The organism is Streptomyces sp. NPDC087901 (assembly GCF_044742205.1).
Classification (GTDB): Bacteria; Actinomycetota; Actinomycetes; order Streptomycetales; family Streptomycetaceae; genus Streptomyces.
In genome coordinates, this window is sequence record NZ_JBIUUC010000015.1 from 65,738 (window position 1) to 78,703 (window position 12,966).

Below are 12,966 nucleotides of genomic sequence, written 5' to 3' on the forward strand. Positions count from 1 at the left end.
GCCCTGTGGCGCAGAAGAACATTCCGGACCCCGGATACTCCGACGACGACGGTACGGCCGACCCCGCCCTGACCGCGGCACTCGCCGCCTGGGCCGAGGACCGCAAGGCCGTCGGCCCAGTACTCGAAGCCCTCAAGGGGGCTCGTCTTCTCGTTCCCGTGGTGGCCGTCCTCGGCGAGGTGGAGGAGGACGAGAACGGGCTGCGCCGGGAGAAGACCAGCGACATGGCGGTCCCCACCCTTCAGGCCGGCGACCGCCGCGCCCTGCCCGCCTTCACCTCCACCGCCTCGCTGGCCCGCTGGGACCCGCAGGCCCGCCCCGTCGCCGTACCCCTGCACCAGGCCCTCCAGGCCGCGGTGCACGAGAAGGCCGACACGGTGGTGCTCGACCTCGCCGGACCGGTGGCCTTCGAGCTGACCGGTTCCGCCCTGCTCGCCCTCGCCGAGGGCCGTACCAGCGCCGACCCGCTGGACGACCCGGCTGTCACCGCGGCGGTACGTGACGCGGTCGCCGCCGAGCCCGCGGTGCTGCGCGCCCACCTCGGGCCGGGCCGTGCCGACGGCACTCTCGCGCTGGTGCTGGACGAAGGCGCCGACCCCGCCGAGGCGGCAGGCCGGGTCGCGCGGTCGCTGGCGGCGAACGAGGTGCTGCGCGCACGGCTGGTCCGTGGCCTGGACCTCGCGCTGCTCCCGGCCGACGCGCGCACGCCCGGTGAGGCCTTGTTCACGCGCTGATCACCTGGTCGGCCCAACGCGGCATCGCCGGTGCGGCCCTCCTGTTCCTGCTCGCCAAACAGGTGCCGGGACTGACGACGAGCGGAAAGTTCGGCAGCAACGGCTACGGCGACCGCTCGGACGTGCGCCTGAACCTCGGCGGCGCCTTCCTCACCGAGGTGATGCTCACGTTCCTCCTGGTCTTCGTCGTGCTCGCGGTGACCCACAAGGTCGCTGTCATCGGCTTTGACGGTCTCCCCATCGGCATCTCGCTCGCGGTGATCCATCTGGTCGACATCCCGCTCACCGGCACCTCGGTCAACCCGGCACGCAGTCCGGGCCCGGCGCTGTTCGCGGGCGGCGCGGCGTTGTCCCAGCTCTGGCTGTTCCTGGTGGCGCCTCTGATCGGCGGGGTGATCGCCGCACTCGCGCACCGGCTGACCCACCCCGCCCCGGTCGGCCGGAGCAGTCCGTCGGGGTCTGATCCGGCCACCGACGCAGTGAGCCCCCTGCCGGGTCGGGCAGGGGGCTCACGGGTGGAAGGAGCGGAAGGGGCGGGCGGGCTCAGCCGAAGACCGGCCCGGTGTACTTCTCGCCGGGGCCGTGGCCCGGCTCGTCCGGTACGAGCGAGGCCTCGCGGAACGCCAGCTGCAGGGACTTCAGGCCGTCGCGCAGCGGAGCCGCGTGGAAGGAGCTGATCTCCGTGGTGCTCGCGTCCAGCAGGCCGGCCAGTGCGTGGACCAGCTTGCGGGCCTCGTCGAGGTCCTTGTGCTCGTCGCCGTCCTCGGTCAGACCGAGCTTCACGGCGGCGGCACTCATCAGATTGACCGCGACCGTCACGATCACCTCGACCGCTGGCACCTCCGCGATGTCGCGGGCCATTTCGTCGAAGCCGGGGGAATCACTGGTGGGGGTCGCGTCACTCATGCGCCATACGATAGGCCCACGCCAGCGCGATCCCTTCGCCGGGAGCCGTGCCCCGGCCCCCGCGGCCGTGGTCCGGGCGCGAGGTTCGCACCACCCCGGGGGAGCTGCTAACCTTGTGTAACGACCGGCTGGGCATCTATGTGCCCGGCCCACAAGTGGAGGCTCCGATCTCCCACCTGGCCGTCCTCAGGGCGGCGGGTCACCGGTCAGGTGGCGCCCATCGTTCCGTACGGACGATGGAGCCGCCCGATGCGCCCCGCGGTTGACCGCGGCGGTGTTCCGGTTGTTGAGGAGCCCCGCCTGTGTCCCGGCGGGGCATTTTTCATGGTCCTGACCGGTTGGTCTGTTGAAACAGACGTTACGTGGCTGTCTGCCAGGCGGCCGCGTGGTGCTACCGAGGAGGATCCATCAGCGCCGAGCCCCGCATCAACGACCGGATTCGCGTGCCCGAGGTGCGACTTGTCGGTCCCAGCGGCGAGCAGGTCGGGATTGTTCCGCTTGCCAAGGCCCTGGAACTCGCACAGGAGTACGACCTCGACCTGGTCGAGGTGGCGGCTACCGCCCGTCCGCCCGTGTGCAAGCTCATGGACTACGGGAAGTTCAAGTACGAGTCGGCCATGAAGGCCCGTGAGGCGCGCAAGAACCAGGCGCACACGGTCATCAAGGAGATGAAGCTCCGGCCGAAGATCGACCCGCACGACTATGACACCAAGAAGGGTCACGTCGTCCGGTTCCTCAAGCAGGGCGACAAGGTCAAGATCACGATCATGTTCCGTGGTCGTGAGCAGTCCCGCCCCGAGCTGGGCTTCCGACTGCTCCAGCGTCTCGCTTCGGACGTGGAGGAACTCGGCTTCATCGAGTCCAACCCGAAGCAGGACGGCCGGAACATGATCATGGTTCTTGGCCCGCACAAGAAGAAGACCGAAGCCATGGCCGAGGCCCGCGAGGCCCAGGCCGCCCGCAAGGCGGAGCGTCAGGGTTACACCCACGACGACGACGCCGAGGCTGCGGACGAGGGTGTCGAGGCTCCGGCCGAGGCGACCTCCGAGGCGACCTCCGAGGCTCCGGCCGAGACACCCTCCGAGGCGTGACCTCCGGGGGCTGCCATCCAGGCGCCCCCGGGTCCCCCCGGAGTCCCACCAAGATCTGACGCCCCTGCAGTCCGGTGCTCGCACCGAGAGGGGCGCCACTGACGAGGAGAGAACGGCGCGATGCCGAAGAACAAGACGCACAGCGGTGCCAGCAAGCGCTTCAAGATCACCGGCTCCGGCAAGGTGCTCCGCGAGAGGGCCGGCAAGCGCCACCTGCTCGAGCACAAGTCGTCCAAGAAGACCCGCTCGCTGACCGGCACGGTCGTCGTGGCTCCGGCCGACGCCAAGAAGATCAAGAAGCTTCTCGGCAAGTGAGGTCGTCGTCCCCGGTGACACCGGGGACGCGCCCTCGATCCGACCGGGACCAATTCGTTTCCGGGCCGTGTGAGTACCACCACGGCCCCGCTACAAGGAGTTAACAAGTGGCACGCGTCAAGCGGGCAGTCAACGCCCACAAGAAGCGCCGGGCAATTCTCGAGGCCGCCAGCGGTTACCGCGGCCAGCGCTCGCGCCTGTACCGCAAGGCCAAGGAGCAGGTCACCCACTCCCTGGTCTACAACTACAACGACCGCAAGAAGCGCAAGGGCGACTTCCGTCGGCTGTGGATCCAGCGCATCAACGCTGCGGCCCGCCAGAACGGCATGACGTACAACCGCCTCATCCAGGGTCTGAACGCCGCCAACATCGAGGTGGACCGTAAGATCCTGGCCGAGCTCGCGGTCAACGACGCCAACGCGTTCGCCGCCCTCGTCGAGGTCGCCCAGAAGGCCCTCCCGAGCGACGTCAACGCCCCGAAGGCTGCCTGATCCAGGCCGCACTTCCTGGTTTTTGAGCCGGACCCGCAGGCGCTCGTCGTCTGCGGGTCCGGTGCGTTGCACGCCCAGGGCCTGTCCGGCCCAGCACCTTCGTACGCAGAGAGGCTCGCCGCCGACATGGGCACCCCCGAACTGATCTCCCCGCGTTCGCCACGGGTCGCCGCCGCCCGGCGGCTGGCCCGGCGCAACTTCCGCGGCAAGGAGCGCAGGTTCATCGCCGAGGGGCCGCAGGCCGTGCGCGAGGCCGCGGACCACCGCGGCAGCGACGGTGAGCCGACCCTCATCGAGCTGTTCGCCACCGTCGAGGCCGCCGAGCGGTACGAAGCCATCGTCGACGCCGCCCTCGACGCGGGCGCCCGGGTGCACCTGGCCGACAGCGAGGTCCTTGCCGACGTGTCGCAGACCGTCACCCCGCAGGGGCTGATCGGCGTCTGCCGCTTCCTCGACTCGCCCTTCGAGTCGATCCTCGCCGCGCGGCCGAAGCTCGTCGCCGTCCTGGCGAACGTCCGGGACCCCGGGAACGCCGGTACGGTGCTGCGCTGCGCGGACGCCGCGGGCGCCGACGCGGTCGTCCTCACCGACGCCTCCGTGGACCTGTACAACCCCAAGTCGGTGCGCGCCTCCGTCGGCTCGCTCTTCCACCTGCCGGTCGCCGTCGGCGTGCCCGTCGAGCAGGCCGTGCGGGGGCTGCGGGACGCGGGTGTACGGATCCTCGCCGCCGACGGCGCGGGCGAGGACGACCTCGACGACGAGCTCGACGCCGGCACGATGGGCGGGCCCACCGCCTGGGTCTTCGGCAACGAGGCCTGGGGCCTGCCCGAGGAGACCCGGGCGTTGGCCGACGCCGTCGTACGGGTACCGATCCACGGCAGGGCGGAGAGCCTCAACCTGGCCACCGCGGCCGCCGTCTGCCTGTACGCCTCCGCGCGCGCCCAGCGGCCCCGCCCCGCCGTCGGCTGAACGACCCGCGCCGTCGCCTTCCGGCCCGGCGCCCCCGCAGGGTGTCGCTCCGTCACCGACGACTAGTAGGGTGACGAACTCGGGGGCCCACTGCACCGGTTCGAGAGGTGGGGTACGGGAATATGGCTGTCGGCATGAGCGGACCGCGGGCGACACACGCGGCCGTCGTGCGCCCCGCCGAGGACCCGGACGGCGTCACCGTCGGCGGCAACGGGTCCGGGGGACAGGGGCTGGATCCGGACGACCTCCCCGACGGGCTCGTCGTCGCGGACGAGACAGGCCGGGTCATCTGCTTCAACTCCGCCGCCGCGCGGATCACCGCCGTGCCCAGGGCCGCCGCGCTCGGCCGCCCGCTGGAACACGCGCTGCCGCTGGAGGACCTCAAGGGCCGCCGCTGGTGGGAGCTGACCGACCCTTACGGTGGCCTCGCCACCCGCGTCGCCCAGCCCGAACGCAACCTGCTGCTGCCCGGCGGCCGTGAGGTCCTCGTCTCCGCCCGCTACGTACGCGAGAGCCCGACCGGCCCCGTGCGCCGGCTGGTGGTCAGCCTGCGCGGCACCGAGGCCCGCCGCCGTACCGAGCGCAGCCACGCCGAACTCATCGCGACCGTCGCCCACGAGCTGCGGTCGCCGCTGACGTCCGTGAAGGGCTTCACCGCCACGCTGCTGGCCAAGTGGGAGCGGTTCACCGACGACCAGAAGCGGCTGATGCTGGAGACCGTCTATGCCGACGCCAACCGGGTCACCCGCCTGATCACCGAGCTCCTGGACATCTCCCGGATCGACTCGGGGCGTCTGGAGCTCCGCCGGCAGCCCGTGGACCTCTCCGCCGCCGTCGAACGCCACATTCAGGCACTCACCGCCTCCGGCCAGGACCCCGGCCGGTTCCTCGTCCGTACCTGCCAGCCGCTGCCCACCGTGTGGGCCGATCCGGACAAGGTCGACCAGGTGCTCGGCAACCTGCTGGAAAATGCGGTGCGCCACGGCGAGGGAACCGTCACCATCGAGGTGGCAGCCGCACCGGCGAAGAGCGACGAGAAGGGAACGGCGGTCACCGTGAGCGACGAAGGCCCCGGCATCCCCGAGGAGTCGATGAGCCGTGTCTTCACCCGCTTCTGGCGGGGAAGCAAGCGCGGCGGCACCGGCCTGGGCCTCTACATCGTCAAGGGCATCGTCGAGGCGCACGGCGGCACGATCACGGTCGGCCGCGGCCCCGGGGGCGGCGCCGAGTTCCGATTTATTCTGCCCGTGAGCACGCCGGCCTACATGAAGTAGAAGCGGCCTGAGCGGACCACGGGCGGCCCACACATGCTGTGGCCCTTAGACTCGACCTTTGGCACCTTTGCGTCCTCCGGCCGTCGAGCGCGGCCACGGGGGTCCGGGGGTATCCCCCGGTAAGAGCAGTACCAGCCAATCGGAAGTACGGGAAGAGATGTCGGCACCGAACAAGTCGTACGACCCAGTCGAGGTCGAGGCACTGAAACCGGAAGAGATCGAGCGGATCCGCGACGAGGCGTTCGCCGCCTTCGCCGCCGCCGGCGACCTCGAAGCGCTCGCCCAGGCGAAGACCGCGCACACCGGTGGTACCTCGCCCCTGTCACTCGCCAACCGCGAGATCGGCGCGCTGCCGCCGCAGGCGAAGGCCGAGGCCGGCAAGCGCGTGGGCCAGGCCCGCGCCGCCGTGGGCAGGGCCCTCGCGGCCCGCCAGACGGAGCTGGAGGCAGAGCGGGACGCCCGGGTCCTGGTCGAGGAGGCAGTGGACGTCACGCTGCCGTACGACCGCACCCCGGCCGGTGCGCGCCACCCGCTGACGACCATCATGGAGCGCGTCGCCGACGTCTTCGTGGCCATGGGCTACGAGGTCGCCGAGGGCCCCGAGGCCGAGGCCGAGTGGTTCAACTTCGACGCCCTGAACTTCGTGCCCGACCACCCGGCCCGGCAGATGCAGGACACCTTCTTCGTCGAGGGCGCCGACGGCGCGAAGAACGACGAGTCCGGTGTCGTCCTGCGGACGCACACCTCGCCGGTCCAGGCCCGCACCCTGCTCGACCGCGAGCCCCCGGTCTACGTCGTCTGCCCCGGCCGGGTCTACCGGACCGACGAGCTCGACGCCACGCACACCCCGGTCTTCCACCAGATCGAGCTGCTCGCCGTCGACGAGGGCCTCACCATGGCCGACCTCAAGGGCACCCTCGACCACATGGTCCAGGCGCTCTTCGGCCCGGACATGAAGACGCGGCTGCGGCCGAACTTCTTCCCGTTCACCGAGCCGTCCGCCGAGATGGACATGGTCTGCTACGTCTGCCGCGGCGAGTCCGTCGGCAACCCCGACCGCCCCTGCCGCACCTGCGGCAGCGAGGGCTGGATCGAGCTCGGCGGCTGCGGCATGGTCAACCCCAAGGTGCTCATCGCCTGCGGTGTCGACCCCCAGAAGTACAGCGGATTCGCCTTCGGGTTCGGCATCGAGCGGATGCTGATGTTCCGCCACAACGTAGAAGACATGCGAGACATGGTCGAAGGCGACGTCCGGTTCACCCGGCCCTTCGGGATGGAGATCTGATGCGCGTCCCGCTTTCCTGGCTGCGGGAGTACGTCGACCTGCCGCCCACCGAGACCGGCCGTGACGTACAGGCCAAGCTCGTCGCCGTCGGCCTCGAGGTCGAGACCGTCGAGCAGATCGGCGCCGGCCTCAAGGGCCCACTGGTCGTCGGAAAGGTGCTCACCATCGAGGAGCTGGAGGGCTTCAAGAAGCCCATCCGCTTCTGCACGGTGGACGTCGGCACCGCCAACGGCACCGGCGAGCCGCAGGAGATCGTCTGCGGCGCCCGTAACTTCGCCGTCGGCGACAAGGTCGTCGTGGTCCTCCCCGGCGCCGTGCTGCCCGGTGACTTCGCGATCGCCGCGCGCAAGACGTACGGCAGGACCTCGCACGGCATGATCTGCTCCACCGACGAGCTCGGCATGGGCGACGACGGCACGCACGGCATCATCGTGCTGCCGCCGGAGCACGAGGCCGGCACCGACGCGATCGAGCTGCTCCAGCTCGTCGACGAGGTGCTCGACATCGCCGTCACGCCCGACCGCGGCTACTGCCTCTCGATGCGCGGCGTCGCCCGCGAGACCGCCATCGCCTACGGCCTGCCGCTGCGCGACCCGGCTCTCCTGGACGTGCCCGCGCCCAACGCGTACGGCTACCCGGTCAAGGTCTCCGACCCGATCGGCTGCTCCCGCTTCACCGCGCGCACCGTCGTCGGTCTGCAGCCCGAGGCCCGGTCGCCGATCTGGATGCAGCGCCGGCTCCAGAAGGCCGGCATGCGGCCGATCTCGCTCGCCGTCGACGTCACCAACTACGTGATGCTCGAACTCGGCCAGCCGCTGCACGCCTACGACCGGACCCGGATCGACGGTCCGATCGGGGTGCGCCGCGCCGAGCAGGGCGAGAAGCTCACCACCCTCGACGGCACGGTCCGTGTCCTGGACGCGGCCGACCTCGTCATCACCGACAACCGTGGGCCGATCGGCCTGGCGGGCGTCATGGGCGGTGCCAACACCGAGATCGCCGACGCGTCCGAGGACGCGCACACCACCGAGGTCGTCATCGAGGCCGCGCACTTCGACGCGATCTCGATCGCCCGCACCGCGCGCCGACACAAGCTGGCCTCCGAGGCGTCCAAGCGCTTCGAGCGCGGGGTCGACCCGCAGGCCGCGGCGGCAGCCGCGCAGCGCACCGTCGACCTGCTGGTGCTGCTCGCCGGCGGCACCGCCGAGGCGGGCGTCACCGAGGTCACCGCCCCGTCCGGCCCCCGCACCATCACGATGGCGGCCGACCACCCCGACAAGGTGGCCGGTGTCGCCTACGGGCGCGAGATCGTCGTGCGCCGCCTCCAGGAGGTCGGCTGCGACGTCTATGGGCAGGACGAGCTCCTGGTCACGGCCCCGTCCTGGCGGCCCGACCTGAACGAGCCGAACGACCTGGCCGAAGAGGTCATCCGGCTGGAGGGTTACGAGAACCTCCCGTCCACGCTCCCGACGCCGCCGTCCGGCCGCGGGCTTACCGACCGTCAGCGGCTGCACCGCCGGGTCGGCCGGGCCCTGGCCGGTGCCGGATACGTCGAGGCGCTGAACTACCCGTTCACCGGCGAGGCGGTCCTGGACCAGCTGGGCCTGGACGCGGACGACGCCCGCCGCCGTACGGTCAAGCTCGTCAACCCGATCTCCGACGAGGAGCCGTCGCTGCGCACCACGCTGCTGCCGGGCCTCCTCGGCGCGCTGCGGCGCAACGACGGCCGCGGCAGCCACGACCTCGCGCTCTTCGAGACCGGTCTGGTCTTCCGGCCGACCGGCCAGGAGACGAAGCCCGTCCGGCTGCCCGTCGACCGGCGTCCCTCGGACGAGGAGATCGCCTCGCTCAACGCCGCGCTGCCGCGTCAGCCGCGCCGCGCCGCGGTCGTCCTCGCGGGCGCCCGCGAGCAGGCCGGCTGGTGGGGCAAGGGCCGCCCGGCCGACTGGGCCGACTCCGTCGAGGCCGCCCGCACTATCGCCCGTGAGGCCGGTGTCGACCTCACGGTCCGCGCCGACCAGCACGCGCCGTGGCACCCGGGCCGCTGCGCCGCGCTGTACGTCACGGTCAACGGCGAGGAGACCCTCTTCGGTCACGCCGGCGAGCTGCACCCGCGCGTCATCAAGGAACTCCACCTGCCCGAGCGCACCTGCGCCATGGAGGTCGAGCTCGACGTCCTGGAGCAGGCCGTCGACGGCGCCCTCCAGGCGCCGCGGATCTCCACCTTCCCGGTGGCGACCCAGGATGTCGCGCTGGTGGTCGGCCAGGACGTGCCCGCCGCCGACGTGGAGCAGGCGCTCCGCGCGGGCGCGGGTGAACTCCTGGAGTCGCTGCGGCTGTTCGACGTCTTCACGGGCGAGCAGATCGGCGAGGGCCGCAAGTCCCTGGCGTACGCGCTGCGTTTCCGTGCAGCGGACCGCACGCTGACCGTCGACGAGGCGAGCGCCGCCCGGGACGCGGCCGTGGCACTGGCCGCCGAGCGTACGGGTGCGGTGCTGCGCGGCGCGTAACAGCGCACCCGCACAGTGAGGAGGGGCGTATCCGGCCACCGGATACGCCCCTCCTGTGTGCTCGCCCGGGGCGGAGGACCGCACGCGGGATCCGGCAGGACCGGGGAACCCGGTCCCGGCCGCCCCCGCAGCCACCCTCCGATCCGTGGGCAGTGGGTCGTGCGATCCGGCGCCGTCCGCGCTGCCACGGAGTGTCGGGCAGGTCGGCAGAGCGGACGGCGCGGGTGCGGGTCGTCGTGCTGTACGAGGGGGAGCAGACGACCCGGCCGCCTCTTGCGAGGGACTCATTCAAGCGATCCGCGGACCGGTACGACAGCGTGCGCAGCGGGACGGTTCGGGCATTCCGTTCACACCCCGTGTGAATCGTGCTCCACTGGGGCGACACGTCCAGGCGTGCCGACCCTTCGGAGGGGGCGATGGGGGCAATGGAGCCCAACACTCTGCTAGAGGCTCTGATCGACGAGGCGGGCTTCTCCCGGGCCGGGCTCGCCGCACAGGTGAACCAGGCCGGCCGCACCCGGGGGCTGGGTCTTCGCTACGAACACACCGCCGTCGCCCGCTGGCTGAAGGGCCAGCGGCCGCGCGGCCAGACGCCCGACCTGATCTGCGAAGTGCTGGGGAACCGGCTGCGCAGGGCCGTCTCGCTCGACGACATCGGTCTGGCGGCCCGCGGAGCCCATACGCCCGTGCAGGGTTCCTCGCTCACCGGTTTCGTCGAGCGGGCCACCGCCGTGTGGCGCTCCGACGAACAGCAGCGCCCGCATGTCGTCGCCGCCCCGGCCGTCACGGGAACCACCGCGGTGATGCCCGTCTGGGAGTGGGAGAACCCGCCGGAGGACGCCGACGTGTCCCGTACCGGCCCGCACCGCGTCGGCCCGGCCGACATAGCGACCCTGCGGGCCGCCCGCGCCCACTACGAACTGATGTACCGCAAGGCGGGCGGAATCGCGACGCGTGCACGCATCGTCGGCTTCCTCAACAGCGAGACCGCCCCGCTGCTGCGCGGCGGCTACAACGATGCGATGGGGCGTCAACTGCACCGGGCGGCGGGCGCTCTGGTGGCTGTGGCGGGCATCTGCGCGTACGACTCCGACGCACACGGGCTCGCTCAGCGCTATTTCCACCAGGCGCTGCGGCTGGCCAAGGCGAGCGGGGACCGGGGGCTCGGCGGCTATGTGATCGCCCTGCTGGTGAACCAGTCGCTGTTCCTTGCCGAGTACCGGCAGTCCGTCGCCTTCGCCGAGGCGGCGCTGCGGGCCGCCGGACGCGACATCACCCCCGCACTGGCGGCGGACCTCCATGCGATGCAGGCCAAGGCGTACGCCCATCTCGGCGACGGACCGAGCGCGTTGAGATGCATCGGGCGCGCCGAGTCCGCGGCCGAACGGATCCGGCCCGGCCGGGAGCCGGACGAGACGGGATATGTGCAGCCGGGTCTGGTCGACGTCCAGGTGGCGGAGGCCCTGCTCGGCCTCGGGGACCTGCCGGCGGCCAGGGAGCATGCCGCAGCCGCGGTGCGGACCCCCGCGCACGACCGGGGCCGGGTCCACCGGCTGGCGATGCTGACCACGATCGAGCTGCGGCAGGGCGAGGCCGACCGGGCCGCGGTCACGGCGGCGGAGATGGCGGAGCGCGCCAGGGGCATGGAGTCGCAGCGGCTGCGTGACCGGCTGCGGGCCGTGCGCGGACACCTGATCGCGAGCGGCAGCGCCGAGGCGGGACGGGCCGCCGATCTCGTCGACGGTGCGCTGCGCGTACCGCTGTGAGTCGGGGTCTGCTGCGATATGGCCACCTACTAGTCAGAAGGTGGCAGAACTGTGCAGTGGACGAATCTAAACGAGCAGACTGTGTACGAGAACCGTTGGTTCCGGGTCAATCTGGCGGATGTCGTACTCCCCGACGGTCACCACCTCGACCACTTCGTGATCCGGCTCCGTGCCGTCGCGGCGGCCACGGTCGTCAACGAGGCGAACGAGGTCCTGCTGCTCTGGCGGCACCGGTTCATCACCGACAGCTGGGGCTGGGAGCTCGCAGCCGGGGTGGTCGAGGAGGGTGAGCAGCCGGCCGCCGCGGCCGCCCGGGAGATGGAGGAGGAGACCGGCTGGCGCCCCGGCCCGCTGCACCCGCTGCTGACCGTGGAGCCGTCGAACGGGCTCACCGACGCCCGGCACCACTTCTACTGGGGCGAGGAGGCCGGCTGGACCGGTCACCCCGTCGACGACTTCGAGTCCTCGCGCCGTGAGTGGATACCGCTCAAGCTGGTGCCCGAAATGATCGCCCGGGGCGAGGTCCCGGCCGCGGGGATGGCCGCCGGGCTGATGATGCTGCACCACTTACGGCTGGGCTGACCGTTCCGCTGACGTGCGAGGGGCCGACGGCCCCTCGCACGCGAGGGGTGGGCGGGATCAGGCGTACGGGTAGAACCCCGAGCCCGTCTTGCGGCCGAGCCGGCCCGCGTCGACCATGCGCTGGAGCAGCGGGGGAGCGGCGTACAGCGGCTCCTTGTACTCGGCGTACATCGAGTCGGCGACCGAGGCCACCGTGTCGAGGCCGATCAGGTCGGCGAGCTTGAGCGGGCCCATCGGGTGGGCGCAGCCCATCTCCATGCCGTTGTCGATGTCCTCGCGGCTGGCGATGCCCGACTCGAACATCCGGATCGCGGAGAGCAGATACGGGATCAGCAGCGCGTTGACGACGAAACCGGAACGGTCCTGGGCGCGGATCGGGTGCTTGCCCAGTATGTCCTGCACCACGGCCTCGGCGCGCTTGACCGTCTCGTCCGACGTGGTCAGTGCCGGGATCAGCTCGACGAGCTTCTGGACCGGGGCCGGGTTGAAGAAGTGGATGCCGATGACCTGGTCCGGGCGGGAGGTCGCGACGGCCAGCTTCACCAGCGGGATCGAGGAGGTGTTGGAGGCGAGGATCGCGTCCTGCCGGGTCACCACCTGGTCCAGCACCTGGAAGATCTCCGTCTTGACCTGCTCGTTCTCCACGACGGCCTCGATGACGAGATCGCGGTCGGCGAACTCACCGAGGTCGGTGGTGAAGCTGAGGCGGCCGAGGGTCTCGTCGCGCTCCTCGGCCGTGATCTTGCCGCGTTCGGCGGCCTTCGAGAGGGAGTTGTGGAGCCGGGTGCGGCCGATCTCCAGCGCCTCGCCGGTGGTCTCGGCGACCTTGACGTCGAGGCCGCTGCGGGCGCACACCTCCGCGATGCCTGCGCCCATCTGGCCACATCCCACCACTCCGACGCGTGCAATGTCGGCCATAGAGTCCGTCACCTCGTGCCTTTCGCTGTTCTCCGGTCGGCGGCTTCCGTCTGATTCCGGACTCCACCACGACCCCACGACGTTACTCCGCGCCCCGGGGCGACCGGCAGATGGGGGGCGGCGTC

General features: G+C 71.4%; 12 protein-coding genes and 1 pseudogene. 11 read left to right on the forward strand and 2 right to left on the reverse strand.

The window, feature by feature from the left end; genetic code table 11:
• Positions 1-5: 5 nt before the first annotated feature.
• The gene (locus tag ACIOEW_RS33485; protein WP_401968591.1) at positions 6-734 is read left to right on the forward strand and encodes an SseB family protein; all 729 of its coding nucleotides are present in this window, start codon (positions 6-8) and stop codon (positions 732-734) included.
• Between the two features lie 23 nt (positions 735-757).
• Positions 758-1,168 (forward strand): annotated as a pseudogene (locus tag ACIOEW_RS33490) (aquaporin); the annotation flags it as partial.
• A 109-nt stretch (positions 1,169-1,277) separates the two neighbouring features.
• Here the strand turns inward: ACIOEW_RS33490 and ACIOEW_RS33495 are convergent.
• Positions 1,278-1,640, reverse strand: coding sequence for a DUF1844 domain-containing protein (locus tag ACIOEW_RS33495; protein ID WP_219572976.1), 363 nt, complete (start codon positions 1,638-1,640; stop codon positions 1,278-1,280).
• 362 nt (positions 1,641-2,002) lie between these two features.
• Between ACIOEW_RS33495 and infC the strand changes: the two genes are divergently transcribed.
• The 9 genes from infC (at position 2,003) to ACIOEW_RS33540 (ending at position 11,923) form a co-directional block, all read left to right on the forward strand.
• Positions 2,003-2,731 (forward strand): translation initiation factor IF-3, encoded by a 729-nt coding sequence (gene infC, locus ACIOEW_RS33500; protein ID WP_401968594.1) that lies wholly within the window; start codon positions 2,003-2,005, stop codon positions 2,729-2,731.
• Positions 2,732-2,851: 120 nt separating this feature from the next.
• Positions 2,852-3,046: a 50S ribosomal protein L35 gene (rpmI, locus tag ACIOEW_RS33505; protein WP_003970213.1), complete on the forward strand. Its 195-nt coding sequence runs from the start codon at positions 2,852-2,854 to the stop codon at positions 3,044-3,046.
• A 107-nt stretch (positions 3,047-3,153) separates the two neighbouring features.
• Positions 3,154-3,537, forward strand: coding sequence for a 50S ribosomal protein L20 (gene rplT, locus ACIOEW_RS33510; protein WP_024494113.1), 384 nt, complete (start codon positions 3,154-3,156; stop codon positions 3,535-3,537).
• Between the two features lie 126 nt (positions 3,538-3,663).
• Positions 3,664-4,506, forward strand: coding sequence for a TrmH family RNA methyltransferase (locus ACIOEW_RS33515; RefSeq protein WP_401968597.1), 843 nt, complete (start codon positions 3,664-3,666; stop codon positions 4,504-4,506).
• A 122-nt stretch (positions 4,507-4,628) separates the two neighbouring features.
• The gene (locus tag ACIOEW_RS33520; protein WP_362549787.1) at positions 4,629-5,780 is read left to right on the forward strand and encodes a PAS domain-containing sensor histidine kinase; all 1,152 of its coding nucleotides are present in this window, start codon (positions 4,629-4,631) and stop codon (positions 5,778-5,780) included.
• Positions 5,781-5,937: 157 nt separating this feature from the next.
• Entirely contained in the window at positions 5,938-7,065 is a 1,128-nt protein-coding gene (gene pheS / locus ACIOEW_RS33525) for a phenylalanine--tRNA ligase subunit alpha (protein WP_350997104.1), read from the forward strand.
• Positions 7,065-9,575 carry a phenylalanine--tRNA ligase subunit beta gene (gene pheT, locus ACIOEW_RS33530; RefSeq protein ID WP_362549784.1) on the forward strand — a complete coding sequence of 837 codons (2,511 nt, stop codon included), beginning with the start codon at positions 7,065-7,067 and terminating at the stop codon, positions 9,573-9,575. Before pheS ends, pheT begins: the two co-directional genes overlap by 1 nt.
• Before the next feature lie 425 nt (positions 9,576-10,000).
• Positions 10,001-11,341, forward strand: a complete 1,341-nt coding sequence (locus tag ACIOEW_RS33535; protein WP_362549781.1) for a transcriptional regulator — start codon at positions 10,001-10,003, stop codon at positions 11,339-11,341.
• 51 nt (positions 11,342-11,392) lie between these two features.
• A complete protein-coding gene (locus ACIOEW_RS33540) occupies positions 11,393-11,923 on the forward strand; it encodes an NUDIX domain-containing protein (protein WP_401968601.1) in 531 nt (176 codons plus the stop codon).
• 57 nt (positions 11,924-11,980) lie between these two features.
• Here ACIOEW_RS33540 and ACIOEW_RS33545 read toward each other — a convergent pair whose 3' ends face one another.
• Positions 11,981-12,841, reverse strand: a complete 861-nt coding sequence (locus tag ACIOEW_RS33545) for a 3-hydroxybutyryl-CoA dehydrogenase (RefSeq protein ID WP_362549776.1) — start codon at positions 12,839-12,841, stop codon at positions 11,981-11,983.
• Positions 12,842-12,966: the final 125 nt, after the last annotated feature.